The organism is Agrobacterium sp. lyk4-40-TYG-31 (assembly GCF_030209855.1).
GTDB lineage: Bacteria > Pseudomonadota > Alphaproteobacteria > Rhizobiales > Rhizobiaceae > Agrobacterium > Agrobacterium vaccinii.
The window spans coordinates 43252-59813 of record NZ_JARVRE010000004.1 but is presented as its reverse complement, the minus strand read 5'-3'; the positions used below and the strand labels follow the sequence as shown (position 1 = coordinate 59813).

The following is a 16562-nucleotide window of genomic DNA, read 5'->3' as shown; positions in this document are numbered from 1 at the left end:
CTAGCTCCTCACCGTATAGCGCAAGGCGCGTGTTTGCAGAAAATTGGTGACGGCGAGCATGACGAACGCGGTGATCAACAGCACGGAGGCGATGGCGGCTGCGGCCTGATAATCATATTCCTCCAGCCGGATGAAGACGAGAAGCGAGGTGATCTCGGTGGAAAACGGCTGGTTGCCTGCGATGAAGATGATGGCGCCGAACTCCCCCAGACTGCGGGCAAACGACAAGGAAATACCTGCGAGAACGGCAGGCGTCAGCAACGGCAGAATGACCTTGCGGAAGATTTCGAAATCGGACCCACCGAGCGACTGTGCTGCCTCTTCCAATGCCGGATCGAGGTCTTCCAGCACCGGCTGCACCGTGCGCACGATGAAGGGCAGGCTGGTAAACGCCATGGCGACGATGATGCCGAGCGGCGTATAGGCGACCTTGATACCGGCATGCGCAAGGACGGAGCCGAACCAGCCATTACCCGCAAACAGCGCCGTCAGCGCTATACCGGCGACCGCCGTGGGCAACGCGAAAGGAAGGTCCACGATGGCATCGACCAGACGCCAGCCGGGGAAGCGATAGCGCGTCAGCACCCAGGCCAGCGAAAGGCCGAACACCACATTGAACACGGTGGCCGCCAGCGCACACAGCACGGTCACACGGTAGCTTGCAACAGCGCGTGGAGACGACACGATGGCCCAATATTCGGCTGGGCCGAGACTTGCAGCCTTGAAGACAAGTGCAGCCAGCGGCAGGACGACGATGATGCCGACATACAGCAGAGTGACGCCGAGCGACAATCGCAGCCCTGGCAAAACATTGCGTCTCAAACCCGTCCCCTATCATGCCAAAGCGACCCGGCGGGAGGCCCAGCCGGGTCGATGTTCTCTCAACCAATCAGCGATTAACGATTGCCGTAAAGCGTATCAAGCACGGCCCCTGACGCGAAGTGTTCTTTCTGGATTTTATCCCAGCCACCGAAGACATCGTTGACGTTGACCAGGCGGATATCCGGGAACTGATCCTTGAACTCGGCCGTGACCTTCTGATCGTGCACGCGGTGACCGAACTGTGCGGCGATGCGTTGACCTTCCTCGGTGTAGAGGAAATCGAGATAGGACTTCGCCAGATCGCGCGAGCCGCGTTTGTCCACGACCTTGTCAACGACGGCGACCGGGAATTCGGAGAGCAGGCTGACAGATGGAACGACGCTCTCAAACTTGTCTGTGCCGTATTGCTTGGCGATGCCGCGTGTTTCGGCCTCGAATGTGATGAGGACATCACCCACTTCGCGCTCGACAAAGGTCGTCGTTGCTGCGCGGCCTCCGGTATCGAAGACGGGCGTGTTGGCGAACACTTTCTTGATGAACTCCTGAACCTTGGCGTCGTCGTTGTTGAACTTTTCCTTGGCGAAGGCGGTCGCTGCCAGATAGGTGTAACGCGCGTTGCCAGATGTCTTCGGGTTCGGGAAAACCAGCTTTACATCATCCCTGACAAGATCGTCCCAATCCTTGATATTCTTGGGATTACCGGCCCGAACGAGGAAGGACGGGAAGGAATAGAAGGGCGATGCCTCGTTGGCGAAACTCTTCTTCCAATCGGCTGAAACGAAGCCCTGCTTCACGAGAAAGTCGATATCGGTGACCTGATTGAAGGTCACGACATCGGCTTCCAGACCTTCCACGATGGCGCGCGCCTGCTTGGAGGTGCCCGCATGCGACTGGTCGATGGTGACGCCGGGATGAGCCTTGATGAAGGCTTCGTTTTCTGCCGCAAAAACTTCACGCGCAACGTCGTAGGAAGCATTCAAAAGCGTTTTCGGCTCTTGCGCAAAGGCAGATGTGGACAGAAGCGTTGCCAGAGCAGCGCCGATAAGCAAGACCCGTTTCATGAAACCCCCGGAATGTCGATTGGTGGGCAAGATACGAGACGTGTCCATCAATCGCGAGAAACGGCGCTCCTGATCACCGTGCATTGCGAGATTTTTTTGCTACCCATGGGCGATATGGTGGAGATATGTTGCGCGCGGTCAGGCGTCAGTCTTTGCGATCGGCAAACAGCTTCGGCTCGACAGGCCGGAAATATCGCTCGATGGATGCGGCATCGACATCCGGAAGCGTTGTCGGTTGCCACTTCGGGTTCCGGTCCTTGTCGATGAGTGCTGCGCGCACGCCCTCGTAGAAGTCATGATTTCTCAGCACCTCGCAGCCTGCGGCAAACTCCCGCTCCAGACACGCCGTCAGGCTGGCACTCTCCCTCCCCTGCCTCAAAAGCCGAAGTGTCAGGATCAGGCTTGTGGGAGAACGTGTATTTAGAGTTGCAAGCGTTTCCTGCGCAAAGGCGCTGCTGTCGCGCGACAGCGCGTCCAAGATTTCCTGCACCGTGTCGAAGTGAAAGGCGGCATCGATGCCCTGTCTCGCGGCAGCCAGAAATCCAGCCGTTGCGGGCCTGCTGGACATGCTTTCAATGACACCGCCGACATCGGCTGAGAAGGCCACGCCCGACAGGGCTTCTATCAGGTCCGGTAGTCGGTCCGAGGTGATGTGATAGTCGGCAAGACCGGCAAAGATGGCGTCCGCCGCGCCGATTTCCCGCCCCGTCAGTCCCAGCCATGTTCCCGTTTCACCCGGAGCCTTGGGAAGCAGCCATGTGGCGCCGACATCGGGGAAATAGCCGATGGCTGTCTCTGGCATGGCAAGGCGGGTTCGTTCCGTGACGATGCGGTAGCGTCCATGCGCCGATATGCCGACACCGCCGCCCATGACGATGCCATCCATGAAAGCGATGAAGGGTTTGGAATAGCGCGAGATAGCTTCGTTCAGCGGAAACTCGTCGCGCCAGAAGCGGGTGCGGTCCTCCTCGCTTGCCGTGCGGGCATCGAAGATAAGCCGCACATCGCCACCGGCGCAGAGGCCGCGCGGGCCTTCGCCAAAGAGGATGACGCAGACGATGTCCGAGTCGCGCAGGAAGAGATCGAGCCCGGCTTTCATGCCCGCGACCATGGCTTCGTTGAGACTGTTGATCGCCTTGGGCCGGTTCAGGCGGATCAGCCCGACGCTGCCGCGTTTCTCCAGAATAATTTCATCCGTCGCCAGATCGTCCCGCATCATGCCTCCCAACACTCGACTAACGCCAATGTGAGGCTCTCTACGACATCACGCAACATTTATCGCGTCGCAGCGAAACAGGATGCCCGTTTTATCGTTGATTATACGTCGCAAATGACAACCATAGCGTTCTTGCAGTGCAGCAATTTAACTTGACGCAAGAGCTAATATTGGCATGTAATAGTCTGGCAGACTACCGGCGCCGATCCTGTCCAGCGTTCCAGCCGGGACCATACAGACGCAACCCTAGCGGGCGATGACGTAGTAACGGGAGAATGACATGCAGGTTTCACCACAAGACTGGATTAGCAAGAGAGCCTATACCCTTTGGGAGAGCGAAGGCCATCCGCACGGACGCGATGCGGATCACTGGGAACAGGCAAAGAACGAATATGCATTGCTGGAAAATTCCAAGGCCACGAAACCGGCGCACCGGAAGAAATCCGAAGTGAAGGTCGCAAGTCTCGACGAAAAAGCCAAACCAAAGGCACGCGCGCGCAAAAGCGCAACGACGTAAGCATCCTCCCCAGGCGTCGGCGACTGATCACTCAAACTGAACGTAGTAAAAAGCCCCGACAAGCGGGGCTTTTCCAGTCTTTATACAGACGATCAGAACGTCAAAGCGCGGTCGCCGTTCTCATCCTTGATGCGGCTTGGAAGACCGATGCGGTTCAGGATATTCAGGAACGGCTGTGGTGGAAGTTCTTCCACATTGGCCATCTGCTTCACATCCCACTCGCCCGTCGCAATCAGCATGGCGGCGGCAACCGGCGGAACGCCTGCGGTGTAGGAAATGCCCTGTGAGCCGACTTCATTGTACGCGTCCTTGTGGTCCGCCACGTTGTAGATGAAGACCTCGGTTTCCTTGCCGTCCTTGATGCCCTTGACGACATCGCCGATGCAGGTCTTGCCGACGTAATCGGGGGCCAGCGATGATGGATCGGGCAGCACCGCCTTGACGAGCTTGAGCGGAACGACTTCCAGACCTTCTGCCGTCTTAACCGGCTTTTCCGAGAGAAGGCCAAGGTTCTTCAGCACGGTGAAGACGTTGATGTAGTGATCACCAAAGCCCATCCAGAAACGCACATCGGCACCGTCCATGTTCTTGGACAGCGAATGCACTTCGTCGTGTCCTGTCATATAGGCCTTCTGCTTGCCGACGACCGGCAGGTCGAATTCCTGACCGACTTCGAACATCTGGTTCGTCTGCCACTGGTTGTTCTGCCAGGAATAGACGACGCCGGTAAATTCGCGGAAATTGATCTCAGGGTCGAAATTGGTCGAGAACCAGCGACCATGGCTACCGGCATTGATATCGACGATATCGACCGAGGTGACCTTGTCGAAATACTCATCCTTGGCCAGACGCGCATAGGCGTTGACCACGCCCGGATCGAAGCCGACACCGAGAATGGCGGTGACGCCCTTCTCTTTGCACTCGGCGGCACGCTGCCATTCGTAGTTTCCGTACCAGGGCGGGTTTTCGCAAATCTTGGTCGGATCCTCATGGATGGCCGTATCCATATAGGCAACGCCTGTGTCCATGCAGGCACGAAGAACGGACATGTTGACGAAGGCAGAACCGACATTGATGACGATCTGCACGCCGGTTTTCACGATCAAGGCCTTCGTCGCCTCGATATCCATCGCGTCAAGCGCATGGGCTTCAAGCTTTACGTCTGTCTTGAGGCTCTTCTTTTCGCGTACGGACTCGACAATCTTGCGGCACTTTTCCAAAGTTCGCGACGCAATATGAATGTCTCCCAATACATCGCTGTTCTGGGCGCACTTATGCGCCACGACCTGTGCCACGCCACCGGCGCCGATGATGAGAACGTTCTTCTTCATTTCAGGTGATGCCTCCTTTTCCCCGCAGGGATGAGTTTGGTTGATGGACGGAAGCAGACTTTGTTGCCCCCATCCCTTTGTTTCGGTCGTGCTTTACGACAGGCTTTGCTGGAAATCCGCAAAGTCGAATTCGCGGACGGCGCAGACAGTGCCGTCCAGTTCCTTAATGGCGATTGTCGGCATTTTCACGCCGTTGAACCAGTTTTTCTTGACCATGGTGTAACCGGCAGTGTCCTGGAAGGACACGCGGTCACCCACCTTCAGTTCGTTCTCGAAGCGAAACTCGCCGAACACGTCACCCGCCAGGCAGGACTTGCCGCATACCATGTAAGCGTGGTCACCCTCGTTGGGGGCAACCTTTGCCGTTTCGCGGTAGATCAGCAGATCGAGCAAATGCGCTTCGATGGAGCTGTCGACGATGGCAAGATTCTTGCCGTTGAACAGCGTGTCGAGAACGGTCGTCTCCAAGGTCGTGCTTTTGGTGATCGAGGCTTCACCGGGCTCCAGATAGACCTGAACGCCGTATTTTTCAGAGAATTCCTTAAGACGATCGCAGAAGCGATCGACAGGGTAATTGTCACCGGTAAAGTGGATGCCGCCGCCAAGGCTGACCCATTCCGCCCGCGACAGGAGCGTGCCGAAACGCTCTTCGATCTGCCCCAGCATGCGGTCGAAAAGTTCGAAATCGCCGTTTTCGCAGTTGTTGTGGATCATGAAGCCGGAGATGCGATCCATGACCTTCTCAACCTTGGCCACATCCCACTCGCCCAGACGGCTGAACGGGCGTGCCGGATCTGCCAGATCGAAGGTGGACGAACTGACCTGCGGATTGAGGCGAAGACCACGGGTGATATCAGACGCCTTGTCCGCGAAGCGCTCAAGCTGGCCGATGGAGTTGAAGATGATCTTGTCCGCATTCGAGATGACCTCGTCGATCTCGTAATCGGCATAGGCCACGCTGTAGGCGTGCGTTTCGCCGCCGAATTTCTCGCGACCGAGACGCACTTCATAGAGCGACGACGATGTCGTGCCATCCATATATTGCGACATGAAATCGAACACCGACCACGTGGCAAAGCACTTCAATGCCAGAAGCGCCTTGGCACCGGATTTTTCGCGCACATAGGCAATCTTCTCCATGTTGCGCATGAGCTTCGTCTTGTCGATCAGATAATAGGGCGTTTGCAGCATCGTTCGGTCACGTCGTTCTGTAAAGGAAGGGAAGTTCACACGTCTTGTGACGGGCCTTATAGGATGCTTGTGACAGGAAAACAAACCCGCAGCCCAGATTCAGCAAGAGAGTCGTTTTTTCCCCCACCAGACGGCAAAGCTGCGGAACCAAACTCTAATGAAGGCGTTTTGGAACTACGCGTGAGCCGTCACAGGCTCGAAGCGGGAGCAACCGAGGCGACAAGGGGACCGGGCAAAAAGGGTATCTAAGGATAGGCCGAACACTGTTCAGCGTCTTGGACAACTCACACCAGTTCCCCAGCTTCTTAACCAACCGCAATTTTGAAAAACACCTCAGAAAAGGAAATATCATGGCGACGGTTCGCAACGTGGAAGACGAAGTACGTAAGGTAGTGGACAGTGGCGATGCAGCAGAAGTGTCCGCACAGTTGGCTCAGTTGCGTGAAGATCTTGCCAACCTTGCAGGCAGCGTGAAAGCGCTCGGCGCTGGCGTCTCCTCGGAAGTGAAGGCACGCGCATCGCACGTTGCCGACGAAGCCATTGCTGCCGGTGAAGAAACCGTCGACAAGGTTCGTCACGAAATCCAGTCGCTCAACGACAACCTTTCCTATCAGGTTCAGAAGAACCCGCTTCAGGCATTGGGCATCGCGGCAGCCGCGGGTTTCCTGATCGCTATCGTCACACGGCGCTAAGGCAGCACCATGATTCAAGCGCTGCTGCTCTACATCGCAGACACCCAGCGAGAGGGTCAACTCGTCACACGCCGCATCAAGACCAAGGTCCTGCTTTGGAGCCTGGCTGGCGTGTTCTTCGCAATTGCCTTCATCGCGGCACTGATCGGCGGTTCGATCTATCTTGCGAAGGAACTGGGTGCCGGTCCGGCGGCGCTGGTCATTGCGGGCGTTTCGTTCCTGTTGGGCGTTATCATGCTCATCACCCTGGCGATCATGCGCAGGCCACGGGTCTATGCAACGCGCCCGGTTCTGCCCCTCGCGGCTGCACCCATTGCCGCACAGGCGATGATTGGCGGCGCGATTGGAAAACGACCGTTTACCTCGCTTCTGACCGCGATGGCCATTGGCTTCATCGCGACCCGGACGTCGCTGAGAAAAAAGAAATAATGCCATCTGAGAGCCGCCTCTTAAACGAGGCGGCTTTCTTTTTTCATCCACGATAATTTCCTCTGCCCTTCTGCCGACAAAATGTTACGCAGTCTCCCGACACATCTTTAAATGGAGAGATTGCTGGATGCGGAAGAAAGTCCTTGTCGTCGGCGGAGCCGGATATATCGGTTCTCACACCTGCCTGCTGCTGGCGGAACGTGGATATGAGCCTGTCGTTCTCGACAACCTTTCCAATGGCCATGAAGAATTCGTCCGCTGGGGACCTTTCGAGCAGGGTGACATCAGGGACCGCGCTCGCCTCGATGAGGTTTTCGCCAAGCACAAGCCGGAGGCCGTCCTTCACTTCGCAGCGCTGATCGAAGTCGGCGAATCCGTCAAAAACCCCGTTGCGTTCTACGATAACAACGTGACCGGCGCGCTGACGTTGCTGTCCGCTACGATGGATGCAGGCGTGAAGGCTTTCGTCTTTTCCTCGACCTGCGCGACCTACGGCCTGCCGGAACGCGTGCCGCTGGACGAAACCCACCGCCAAGCCCCCATCAACCCCTATGGCCGCACCAAATGGGTGGTCGAGCAGGCGTTGAAAGATTACAGCACATATAAAGACTTGAAGTCGGTCATGCTGCGCTACTTCAACGCCGCAGGTGCCGATTTCGAAGGCCGTATCGGCGAGTGGCATAAGCCCGAAACCCACGCCATTCCGCTGGCCATCGAAGCAGCCCTTGGTCGTCGTGAAGGCTTCAAGGTGTTCGGCACGGACTACGACACGCGCGACGGCACCTGCGTGCGCGACTATATCCATATCCTCGATCTGGCCGACGCCCATGTGCGCGCCGTGGATTACCTGCTTGCGGGTGGCGAAACGGTGGAACTGAACCTCGGCACCGGCACTGGCACGACCGTCAAGGAACTGCTCGACAAAATTTCGGAAGTGTCAGGCCGTCCTTTCCCCGTGGAATATGCGGATCGCCGCGAAGGTGATTCCACGACGCTGGTCGCCAACAACGACAAGGCCCGCGAAGTGCTGGGCTGGGAGCCGCAATACACGCTGGAAGACATCATCCGCTCGGCGTGGCGCTGGCACTCCTCCAGAAACGAAAGCATGTAAGGCGATAGGCGGCGGCTTACTCCGCCGCCTTCACCACCTCTTGGTCGCGCGCCGACCGACGAGTTTCCGCATAGGCCATCATCAAGGGAGCCACGCCTTTGATGTCGTCGTCACGAAGGGTTTCCGACAGGTAGTAACCCACCGTCCCGTCACGATAGACGCCTTCGAAGCCACCGAGACCGGCCACGCAGCAGATGTGGCCCAGCCTCACGCGACCATCAGCATCCCGCGTCATTTCATCGTTGATGAGACCATCCAATGCGCATTGGCCCGTCTCGGCAGAGAGACCGGAAATTCCCAGCCGCGCGCCTTTGAGGAAAAAGTAGGCGAACATGGCGGTCGCAGAACTTTCAGCGTAGTTGCCTTCAACCTCGGGCGCATCCACCACCTGAAGCCAACGGCCATCGGTGGTTTGCAGCGACCGTATTTTTGTAGCCAGTCGCCCCGCGCGTCGTTCGATCTCCGTCCGCTCCGCGCCCTTCGGCAGGGTCTCGATGATATCGACGAAGGCCATGGCAAGCCAGCCGATGGCGCGGCCCCAATGGGCCGGTGAAAGACCACTCGCCGGATCGGCCCAGCCTTGTAGCCTTGATTCGTCATAGCCGTGGCGATAGAGCGAGGATGTTTCGTCATAGGTCAGATCGAGCGCCGTCAGGAACTGCTTGATGGCGTCCTGTTGCAGATCGACCTGACCAGTCGTATCAGCATATTCAAGCTTGAACGGCATCGCCATATAGAGCCCGTCCAGCCAGACCTGATGCGGGTAGCGCAATTTGTGCCAATAGGGCCCGGCCTGTATGCGCGGGTGAAAGCGGAGCTGTTCTGCCAGCGGCCTCGCAGCCTCCAGCCATTTCGCATCTCCGGTCAATCGATGTAGGTAGATCAGCGCCCGACCAGCCAGCACATTGTCGATGTTGAACTCATCGACACGGTAGCCCGCAAGCCGGTTCTGCGCATCCACCTGCCCACCAACGAGCCGCAGCAGATGATCCAGCCAGCGCTGCTCACCCGTCGCTTCGTACAGCGTGATCAGGCCGCGATAGAGACATCCGTCCTCGTAGCACCACGATCCGCCTTTGTAGTACTCGTAATCGCTGCTGTAATCGTCAAAGTAACTGGTCAGCATGGGCTCTGTCATTCTCGGTTGGATCGATGGAAGCGGGATGAAGTCCCGACAGGGTTTTGAATTGCGTGTTTTCGGCGATGATACCGGCATGTCTGAGCGCGGGCAGATCGCTCGCCATTTCGGCCACCTGCGGCTCGGCAGCGGGATCGAAGGTAACGCGGTAATTCTCGATCACCACGTCGCGAATGGGGGATTCCGGCAGGCCGTAAAACACCGCAGCGGCAGTGCCAGCGCCTGACACCTCTACATTGCGCAACGTGAAGCCGGAAAGGCGCGGTGTTTCCGCCGTCACAGGCAAGGGCAGGCGCGACTGGACGACATCGGAGCGGCCATCGGCATCGCAAAAGTAGAAGGCATTGACGGCCACGGGCGTCGCGACATTTTCCATCCGGCAATCGAGAAGGCTGATATCGGTGACCTCTCCGCCACGCCCGCGCCGCGTCTTGATGCGCAAACCGCGATCCGTGCCGATGAAATGGCACCGGCTGATGGTGACATTGGAAACACCGGCGCTCATCTCACTGCCCATGACGACGGCACCATGGCCGCGCTGCATCAGGCAATTGACGATATCGATCCGCTCCGTCTTTCTGTCCGGTCCACCCAGCGGATGTTTCTTGCCAGCCTTGATGGCAATGCAATCATCTCCCACCGAAATGGACAGGCCGACGAGGCGAACGTCGCGGCAGCACTCCGGGTTGAAGCCATCCGTGTTGGGCGAGTCCGGTTCGTTTTCAATGCTGAGGTCAGCGGCAAGAACGTGGTCGCACAACACCGGATGCACCGTCCACGAGGGGGAATTGTGCACCGTAAAACCACTCAACGTCAGATCGCGGCAACCCGATAGGAACAGCGTGCGCGGACGGCGCGCACCGCGCCTGCTGTCCTTGGGCCATGTCCACCAGTCGCCCCGGTCTCCACCCCCATCGACCACGCCTGCGCCTGTGATGGTCAGACCTTCACAATCTATAGCATTGATCACGCTTGCAAAAATCGGTTCTGCCACGCCCTCCCAGGTGCCGAAAACACGCCCGTCACCATGCCGCGCTGGAAAGATAGCAAGATCGCTCCAGTCGGACAGAGCCCACAGCTGCGCATCTTTTTCCAACAGAAGCGTCATGTGGCTTTTGAGATAAAGCGGCCCGGTTTTCCAGATACCGGCTGGAATTCTGAGAGTGCCATTTTCAGGCAAGGTAGCGATGGCACGGGCGATGGCGTCTGCATTGTCAGCGAGGTCGCAGGACGCGCCATGGTCTCGGATATCGATGAGAGCGCTTTCCGCAGATGTCGTGAAGGCAAGCACGCCATCATCGATGACAAGATCGTAACCCGTATCCGGCAAAAGGCCGGACACGGTGAAAACGACCGATAACGTCTTACCGGTCACAACCACGCCGCCATCCCTGCCCGTCACGTGCCAGTCGAGCGGCTGAGACAAAGCGTGGAAATGCCTTTCGGCATGAACGCTGAATGTTGCCGTGCGCGAAGAGGCGGTGATGAGCTGGATGGCGGCATGGGTCATGGGAAGTTTCCTCAGATCCCGGCCAGGGCTTCATCAATGGAAGCGATGATTTCGGCAGCGGTATCCTCGGCGGATTGCTGGCCATAAGCAAAGGCTTCCAGATTGGTATCGAAGGCATCGGTGACACGCGGATGTTCGATCAGCGGCGAGACCTTCGGCCCCTCTGATTCCACCACGACCTTGTAGGATTCAGCTTGCACAGGCTTGATCTTGCCCGCATCCGTCAGCGTTTTGATGGCGATCTTGCTGGAGGGAATGCCACGCGTCGCGCCCAGAATGGCTACCGCTTCTGGATCGTTCAGCAGACAATTGATGACCTGCGCCGCAGCCTTCGGTTCCTTGCTGTTCTTAGAGATCGAAAACAACATGGATGGCTTGCGATAAATGCCTTCGGACTTTCCGCCTTCGGATTTCGGAGAATGCGCTGGCACGAGTTCGAGACCGTTTTCCAGCGGCGCTGCGATCTTGCCGTAGGTGGTGTCCCACTGATAGGTGCTGGCGTAACGGCCATTGGCCCATTTTGGATTTTCAAACAGCGGGCGGTTGCCACCGGCAGACGAGTTCTTCCAGGATTCGATGACGCCCTTGTCCACCATCGACTGGTAGAAACTCAGCGCTTCCGCCAGTTCCGCTTCCGACCATGCCACCTTGTTGGTCTCAGGGTCGATGAAGGTCTTGCCGGTCATCTGCGTGGCACGCAAAATCACCACGATACGGGCATTGAGGCCGTTGCCTTCGGAAGGAGCGGCTTCGAAGGGGTAATAATCATTGCCCAGCTTGGCTTTCAAAACGGGAGCCGCAGCAAACAGCTCGTCCCACGTCTTCGGGATCGCGATGCCCGCCTTTTCGTAGACCGTCTTGTTGTACATGAAGATGCGACCGGTCGTGGACACAGGAATGCCGTTCAGCTTGCCTTTGACGGTGGCGCTTTGAAGATCGACATCGGACCATTGGGTCAGATCGATGACATCCTTGAACTGGTTGAGGTCGGCAAAACCGTCGCCGTTTTTGGAAAACAATGGCAACCATGGCCAGTTGGTCTGCATGATGTCTGGTTCGGTGCGACCAGCAAGCTGCGTGGCGATCTTTTCCTGATGGCCCTGCCAGCCGGTAAATTCCGGCGAAATCGTATGGCCGAACTTGGCGCCGCAGACCTTGAGCGCTTCCTGCGTCGCCAGATGCCTGTCGTCGCTTCCCCACCACGACATGCGCAGATTGGCCGCAGACGCACTGCCAAGGCTGGTCGCAGCCAAAAGAATTGCGGTTATGATTGTACGTTTCATTGTCTTTCCTCCCAAGAATTCAACGTAAATTGTGGTGGCTCACGCCAGACTGATATTTTCACCCGACTGGCGGCTGAACACATGGGCAGACGCCGCATCCGCCGTCAGCCAGACCTGCTCATCGCGCAGTGACTTGCGGTCGTAGGCCTGCGCCGGAACCACTGCGATGACGCGGTTGGCGCCTGCCTGAATGTGCAGATAGACTTCATGCCCCATGAACTCGATATGGCTGATCCGGCCCGAAAGGGCATTCGGCGTGTCTGGCGTGGCAAGGCTGAAGTGCTGCGGGCGGACACCCAGAATGATGTCCTTCGTCGCATCCGCCTTCAGCCGCCCGGTCAGTTCGGGGCCGAGTTGTACCTTCTGCCCGGCAATATTGATGGCACCATCGCTTTCCAGCGTCGCGTCGATGAGGTTCATTTCCGGGCTGCCGATGAAGCCTGCCACGAAGGCGTTGGCCGGTTTGGTGTAGAGCGTGACCGGGTCCGCCACCTGCATGATGTGGCCTTCCTTCATGACGCAGATGCGGTCGCCCATGGTCATGGCTTCGGTCTGGTCATGGGTGACGTAAACGACCGTCGCCTGTTGTCCCTCGGCCTTCAGCCGCTTGTGCAGATCGGTGATGCGCACACGCATGGATGCGCGCAGCTTCGCATCGAGGTTGGAGAGCGGTTCGTCGAACAGGAAGACCTGCGGTTTCTTGATCAGTGCGCGGCCAACGGCCACACGTTGGGCCTGTCCGCCGGAAAGCTGCTTGGGCAGGCGGTCGAGCAGCGCCTGGATTTCCAGCGTCTCGGACACATCCTGCGTGGCCGCCTCGATATCCTGTTTGGAGCGGCGCTTGAGGCGCATGCTGAAGGAGAGGTTCTTGCGCACCTTCATGTGCGGGTAGAGCGCGTAGTTCTGAAACACCATGGAGATACCGCGCTCGCCCGGTGGTTTGTCGTTGACAAGCTCGCCACCGATGCGGATTTCGCCGCCGGTGATGCGCTCCAGCCCGGCGATCATGCGAAGCGTTGTGGACTTGGCGCAGCCGGAGGGTCCGACCAGCACCATGAACTCACCATCCTCGATATCGAGATTGATGCCGTGCACGGCGCGGAAGGACGCATAGTCTTTTTCGAGATTGCGGAGTTGAAGACGTGCCATTGCGATTATCCTTTGATGCCGCCAGCGGAGATGCCGTCGATGAAATATTTCTGCGCCACGAAGAACACGACGAGAGCGGGCGTGATGGCGAGTACCGACATGGCGAGAATGCGGTTCCAGTCGAAGGCTTCCGTCGTGTCGATCGACAGTTTCAGGGCCAGCGAAACCGGGTATTTTTCGATGGACGACAGGTAAATCAGCGGTCCCAGAAAGTCGTTCATGGTCCACATGAACTGGAACAGGCAAACGGAAATCAGCGCGGGCGTGAGAAGCGGCACGACGATGAAGAACAGCGTCTGCATGGTGGAGGCACCATCGACGCGGGCTGCCTCTTCCATGTCACGCGGGATGGCGCGCAGGAACTGCACCAGCATGAAGACGAAGAAGGCATCACCGGCAAAGGCCGAGGGAACCCAGAGCGGCAGATACGTATCCAGCCAGCCGAGATCGCGAAACAGCAGATATTGCGGAATGCGTGTGACGACATTGGGCAGGAGAAGCGTCGCGATCAGCGAGGCGAACAGGATTTTCTTGCCCGGAAATTCGAACCGCGCGAAACCATAGGCAACCGCCGTGCAGGAAATGGCCGTGCCGATCATCTTCGGCAGGACGATCCATAGCGTGTTGAGGAAAAACGTTCCGAATGTATACGGCGTCGATGTCTTCCAGCCCTTTATGTAGCCGTCCAGCGTCGGATTTTCCGGCCAGAAACCGGGATTGTTGAAAATCTCGGAATTGGTCTTAAAGGATGCGCCGATCAGCCAGATCAGCGGATAGAGCATCAGCAGACCGACGGCGGCCAGCAGGAAATAACGGATGGCAGCGCTGATGCGGGCGCGAACCCGCTCCCGGTTACGGGATTGTTCGGCATCCAATGCGGCGGCGTCGATGGTGGAAACAGCGTGATCGACCATGATCAGCTCCTTTTATCGCCAGCGTAGTAAACCCAGTGGCGCGAGGACCAGAAGGCAACGACGGTGAGAACCATGATGATGACGAACAGAACCCATGCGATGGCCGAGGCGTAGCCCATGTCGAACCGCTTGAACGCTTCATCGTAAATATAGAGGGGCAACAGATAGGTGGATTTCAGCGGGCCACCCTGCGTGATGATGTAGGGCCCGTTGAACTCCTGAAATGCCTGAACCATCTGCATGATGAGATTGAAGAAGATGACAGGCGTGATCAGCGGCAGCGTGATGTGGACGAAGGTCTTCCATTTGCCAGCGCCATCGATAGAGGCGGCCTCGTAGAGCGAATTATCGACGCTCTGCAATGCGGCAAGGAAGATGACCATGGCCGAACCGAACTGCCAGATTCGCAGCAGCGTGATGGTGAAGAGCGCATTGGTCGGATCGCCGAACCAGTTGACGCCTTCGAAGCCCAGCAGGGCGAGGCCCATATTGACGAGGCCGGTATCGGCAAAGATGTAGCGCCACAAAACCGCAACGGCGATGGAGCCACCTAGAATGGATGGCACATAATAAGCGGTGCGGAAGAAATTGATGGCCTTCAGCTTGTAGTTCAAAATGACCGCGATGAAGAGCGCGAAAACAAGCTTCAGCGGAACCGTGGTGAACACATAGATCAGCGTCACCCACAGCGACTTGCGGAATGTGCGGTCATTGGTGAAGAGCTTGATGTAGTTCGCAAGACCAGTGAATGTCGGCTGGTCCAGAAGATTGTAGTTGGTAAAACTGAGATAAAGCGACGCCAGAAACGGCAGCGTGGTGAAGATCAAAAGCCCGATGATATAGGGCGATAGATAGAAGAGCCCGAGAAAACGATTATCGCCGCTCATGCACGCACTCCGTCATTCCACGGCGTTGCTACCAGCGATATTTCGGATCGAAGCAGCCCCAGAAGGCCGAGCGAAAGTGCCGCGATGACGAACTCATCACGCTGAAATGGATGTTCTTTATTCTGCATCGTTGCTAATTGAAGAGTTCGGATCGAATGCCTCACCTCTAAGGCAAATCCGCCGAAAACCCCAAATCCTCCCGTTTCCTCACCAGCCTATTCTTTTTCAGGCTCAAGAGATAATATGACTTCTTCAGTGGCATGATGGAAATCGACATTTTCGGGAAAAGAGATGGACAAAATTGAAGGTAACGTTTTTGCCGAGATACCGGTCAACGCGCTTGCACTGACGCTGACGCGTTCAACGATCAAAATGCTGCACGCGCCGACGTGGAGCATCGACAAGACCAACAGCGTCCATGATTTTCTGATCTGCCTGACGGGAAGTGCGGCCTATGAGATTGGCGGCGAAACCATCACGATGGAGCCTGGGACGGCGATGCTGATTCCCGCCAACACGCGCTTCGTCGGGCGTTCCACCTCGGCAGAACTCTACACCGGGATCGCCCAGCATTTCACCCTCGATCTGTTCGGTCGGCTGGACTTCATTTCCCAGATATGTCTGCGAAAAAGCGTGACCCTGCCCCATTGGGATACTCTACAGCCCATGGTGCAGCGTTATCACGACCTTGCACCGCCATCGTCCACCACGCTGATGCAGCACCATCTTCTGATGGTTCTTTTGATGGAGTTTGCCAATGAGGCATTCGTGGAATGGCGAGAGCAATCGGTCGGCAATGTCAGCAATCCAGATGCGCTGTCTCTGGCGATCATGGTGGCCGCCAACCAGATCGCGGTCGACCCTGTCAGCCCGACGGTGGCAGAGCAGGTCATTGCCGCAGCACCCTATAACCCCGATTATTTCAAACGCGAGTTCAAGCGCCAGATAGGCTGGACGCCCGTCAAATTTCAGGAATTCAAACGCATGGAACGGGCAATGGGGCTGCTGGCCAGTGGATGCCACGTCAAGCATGCCGCTGAGCAATCGGGTTATAGCGATGCCTATTACTTCTCGCGAATGTTCAAGCGTTACATCGGGATAAGCCCGGCGGGATACAAGGAAGCCGAGAGGCGCCACCGCGAAGGTGCCTTTCCACGCGGTGAAGAAGACGGCAAGATCGTCTATCCGCTGTCCCGTGCACACTTTTCGTCACCGTTGCCTGATGGGTTGGATGGTGCGTAACGCCCAGTATTTCCAGCCATAAAAAAACACCGGTCCAAATGGACCGGTGTTTCCGCTAAGGCATCATGC

Annotated in this window: 16 protein-coding genes; 5 read left to right on the top strand and 11 right to left on the bottom strand. The window is 57.4% G+C overall.

The window, feature by feature from the left end:
• The 3 genes from cysT to QRN55_RS05575 form a co-directional block, all read right to left on the bottom strand.
• Positions 1-822: a sulfate ABC transporter permease subunit CysT gene (gene cysT / locus QRN55_RS05585; RefSeq protein WP_284775552.1), complete on the bottom strand. Its 822-nt coding sequence runs from the start codon at positions 820-822 to the stop codon at positions 1-3.
• 74 nt (positions 823-896) lie between these two features.
• Entirely contained in the window at positions 897-1883 is a 987-nt protein-coding gene (cysP, locus tag QRN55_RS05580; protein WP_284775550.1) for a thiosulfate ABC transporter substrate-binding protein CysP, read from the bottom strand.
• Positions 1884-2028: 145 nt separating this feature from the next.
• Positions 2029-3099 carry an enoyl-CoA hydratase/isomerase family protein gene (locus QRN55_RS05575; RefSeq protein WP_284775548.1) on the bottom strand — a complete coding sequence of 357 codons (1071 nt, stop codon included), beginning with the start codon at positions 3097-3099 and terminating at the stop codon, positions 2029-2031.
• Between the two features lie 280 nt (positions 3100-3379).
• Between QRN55_RS05575 and QRN55_RS05570 the strand changes: the two genes are divergently transcribed.
• Entirely contained in the window at positions 3380-3616 is a 237-nt protein-coding gene (locus QRN55_RS05570; RefSeq protein ID WP_111837456.1) for a DUF2934 domain-containing protein, read from the top strand.
• Positions 3617-3708: 92 nt separating this feature from the next.
• Here QRN55_RS05570 and QRN55_RS05565 read toward each other — a convergent pair whose 3' ends face one another.
• The gene (locus QRN55_RS05565) at positions 3709-4947 is read right to left on the bottom strand and encodes a saccharopine dehydrogenase family protein (protein WP_065701582.1); all 1239 of its coding nucleotides are present in this window, start codon (positions 4945-4947) and stop codon (positions 3709-3711) included.
• Between the two features lie 93 nt (positions 4948-5040).
• Positions 5041-6138 carry a carboxynorspermidine decarboxylase gene (gene nspC / locus QRN55_RS05560; RefSeq protein WP_284775545.1) on the bottom strand — a complete coding sequence of 366 codons (1098 nt, stop codon included), beginning with the start codon at positions 6136-6138 and terminating at the stop codon, positions 5041-5043.
• 350 nt (positions 6139-6488) lie between these two features.
• Here nspC and QRN55_RS05555 point away from each other — a divergent pair, with 350 nt between their 5' ends.
• From QRN55_RS05555 to galE, 3 genes are all read left to right on the top strand, one after another.
• Complete coding sequence (locus QRN55_RS05555; protein ID WP_111838384.1) at positions 6489-6830, top strand: ElaB/YgaM/YqjD family protein; 342 nt, start codon at positions 6489-6491, stop codon at positions 6828-6830.
• 9 nt (positions 6831-6839) lie between these two features.
• The gene (locus QRN55_RS05550) at positions 6840-7259 is read left to right on the top strand and encodes a hypothetical protein (protein ID WP_284775542.1); all 420 of its coding nucleotides are present in this window, start codon (positions 6840-6842) and stop codon (positions 7257-7259) included.
• A gap of 127 nt (positions 7260-7386) precedes the next feature.
• The gene (gene galE / locus QRN55_RS05545; RefSeq protein WP_284775539.1) at positions 7387-8370 is read left to right on the top strand and encodes a UDP-glucose 4-epimerase GalE; all 984 of its coding nucleotides are present in this window, start codon (positions 7387-7389) and stop codon (positions 8368-8370) included.
• Positions 8371-8386: 16 nt separating this feature from the next.
• Here galE and QRN55_RS05540 read toward each other — a convergent pair whose 3' ends face one another.
• The 6 genes from QRN55_RS05540 to QRN55_RS05515 are packed head-to-tail and all read right to left on the bottom strand — an operon-like array spanning position 8387 to position 15251.
• Positions 8387-9496 (bottom strand): glycoside hydrolase family 88/105 protein, encoded by a 1110-nt coding sequence (locus QRN55_RS05540; protein WP_284775538.1) that lies wholly within the window; start codon positions 9494-9496, stop codon positions 8387-8389.
• On the bottom strand, positions 9477-11018 hold the full coding sequence (gene pglA, locus QRN55_RS05535) for a polygalacturonase PglA (RefSeq protein WP_284775536.1): 1542 nt from the start codon (positions 11016-11018) through the stop codon (positions 9477-9479). Before pglA ends, QRN55_RS05540 begins: the two co-directional genes overlap by 20 nt.
• Before the next feature lie 11 nt (positions 11019-11029).
• Entirely contained in the window at positions 11030-12301 is a 1272-nt protein-coding gene (locus QRN55_RS05530) for an ABC transporter substrate-binding protein (protein WP_284775533.1), read from the bottom strand.
• A 39-nt stretch (positions 12302-12340) separates the two neighbouring features.
• Positions 12341-13450, bottom strand: a complete 1110-nt coding sequence (locus QRN55_RS05525; protein ID WP_284775531.1) for an ABC transporter ATP-binding protein — start codon at positions 13448-13450, stop codon at positions 12341-12343.
• A gap of 5 nt (positions 13451-13455) precedes the next feature.
• Positions 13456-14364, bottom strand: a complete 909-nt coding sequence (locus QRN55_RS05520) for a carbohydrate ABC transporter permease (RefSeq protein WP_284775529.1) — start codon at positions 14362-14364, stop codon at positions 13456-13458.
• A 2-nt stretch (positions 14365-14366) separates the two neighbouring features.
• Positions 14367-15251, bottom strand: coding sequence for a carbohydrate ABC transporter permease (locus QRN55_RS05515; protein ID WP_111837447.1), 885 nt, complete (start codon positions 15249-15251; stop codon positions 14367-14369).
• Positions 15252-15542: 291 nt separating this feature from the next.
• On the opposite strand from QRN55_RS05515, the gene QRN55_RS05510 reads away from it, so the two are divergent.
• Positions 15543-16493 (top strand): AraC family transcriptional regulator, encoded by a 951-nt coding sequence (locus QRN55_RS05510; RefSeq protein ID WP_284775526.1) that lies wholly within the window; start codon positions 15543-15545, stop codon positions 16491-16493.
• Positions 16494-16562 lie beyond the last annotated feature (69 nt).

Coding starts and splice junctions, on each gene's coding strand:
- nspC (WP_284775545.1), bottom strand. CDS start 6,138: ATGCTGCAAACGCCCTATTATCTGATCGACAAGACGAAGCTCATGCGC.
- QRN55_RS05520 (WP_284775529.1), bottom strand. CDS start 14,364: ATGGTCGATCACGCTGTTTCCACCATCGACGCCGCCGCATTGGATGCC.
- QRN55_RS05530 (WP_284775533.1), bottom strand. CDS start 12,301: ATGAAACGTACAATCATAACCGCAATTCTTTTGGCTGCGACCAGCCTT.
- pglA (WP_284775536.1), bottom strand. CDS start 11,018: ATGACCCATGCCGCCATCCAGCTCATCACCGCCTCTTCGCGCACGGCA.
- QRN55_RS05550 (WP_284775542.1), top strand. CDS start 6,840: ATGATTCAAGCGCTGCTGCTCTACATCGCAGACACCCAGCGAGAGGGT.
- QRN55_RS05525 (WP_284775531.1), bottom strand. CDS start 13,450: ATGGCACGTCTTCAACTCCGCAATCTCGAAAAAGACTATGCGTCCTTC.
- QRN55_RS05570 (WP_111837456.1), top strand. CDS start 3,380: ATGCAGGTTTCACCACAAGACTGGATTAGCAAGAGAGCCTATACCCTT.
- galE (WP_284775539.1), top strand. CDS start 7,387: ATGCGGAAGAAAGTCCTTGTCGTCGGCGGAGCCGGATATATCGGTTCT.
- QRN55_RS05515 (WP_111837447.1), bottom strand. CDS start 15,251: ATGAGCGGCGATAATCGTTTTCTCGGGCTCTTCTATCTATCGCCCTAT.
- QRN55_RS05575 (WP_284775548.1), bottom strand. CDS start 3,099: ATGCGGGACGATCTGGCGACGGATGAAATTATTCTGGAGAAACGCGGC.
- cysP (WP_284775550.1), bottom strand. CDS start 1,883: ATGAAACGGGTCTTGCTTATCGGCGCTGCTCTGGCAACGCTTCTGTCC.
- QRN55_RS05565 (WP_065701582.1), bottom strand. CDS start 4,947: ATGAAGAAGAACGTTCTCATCATCGGCGCCGGTGGCGTGGCACAGGTC.
- QRN55_RS05540 (WP_284775538.1), bottom strand. CDS start 9,496: ATGCTGACCAGTTACTTTGACGATTACAGCAGCGATTACGAGTACTAC.
- QRN55_RS05555 (WP_111838384.1), top strand. CDS start 6,489: ATGGCGACGGTTCGCAACGTGGAAGACGAAGTACGTAAGGTAGTGGAC.
- QRN55_RS05510 (WP_284775526.1), top strand. CDS start 15,543: ATGGACAAAATTGAAGGTAACGTTTTTGCCGAGATACCGGTCAACGCG.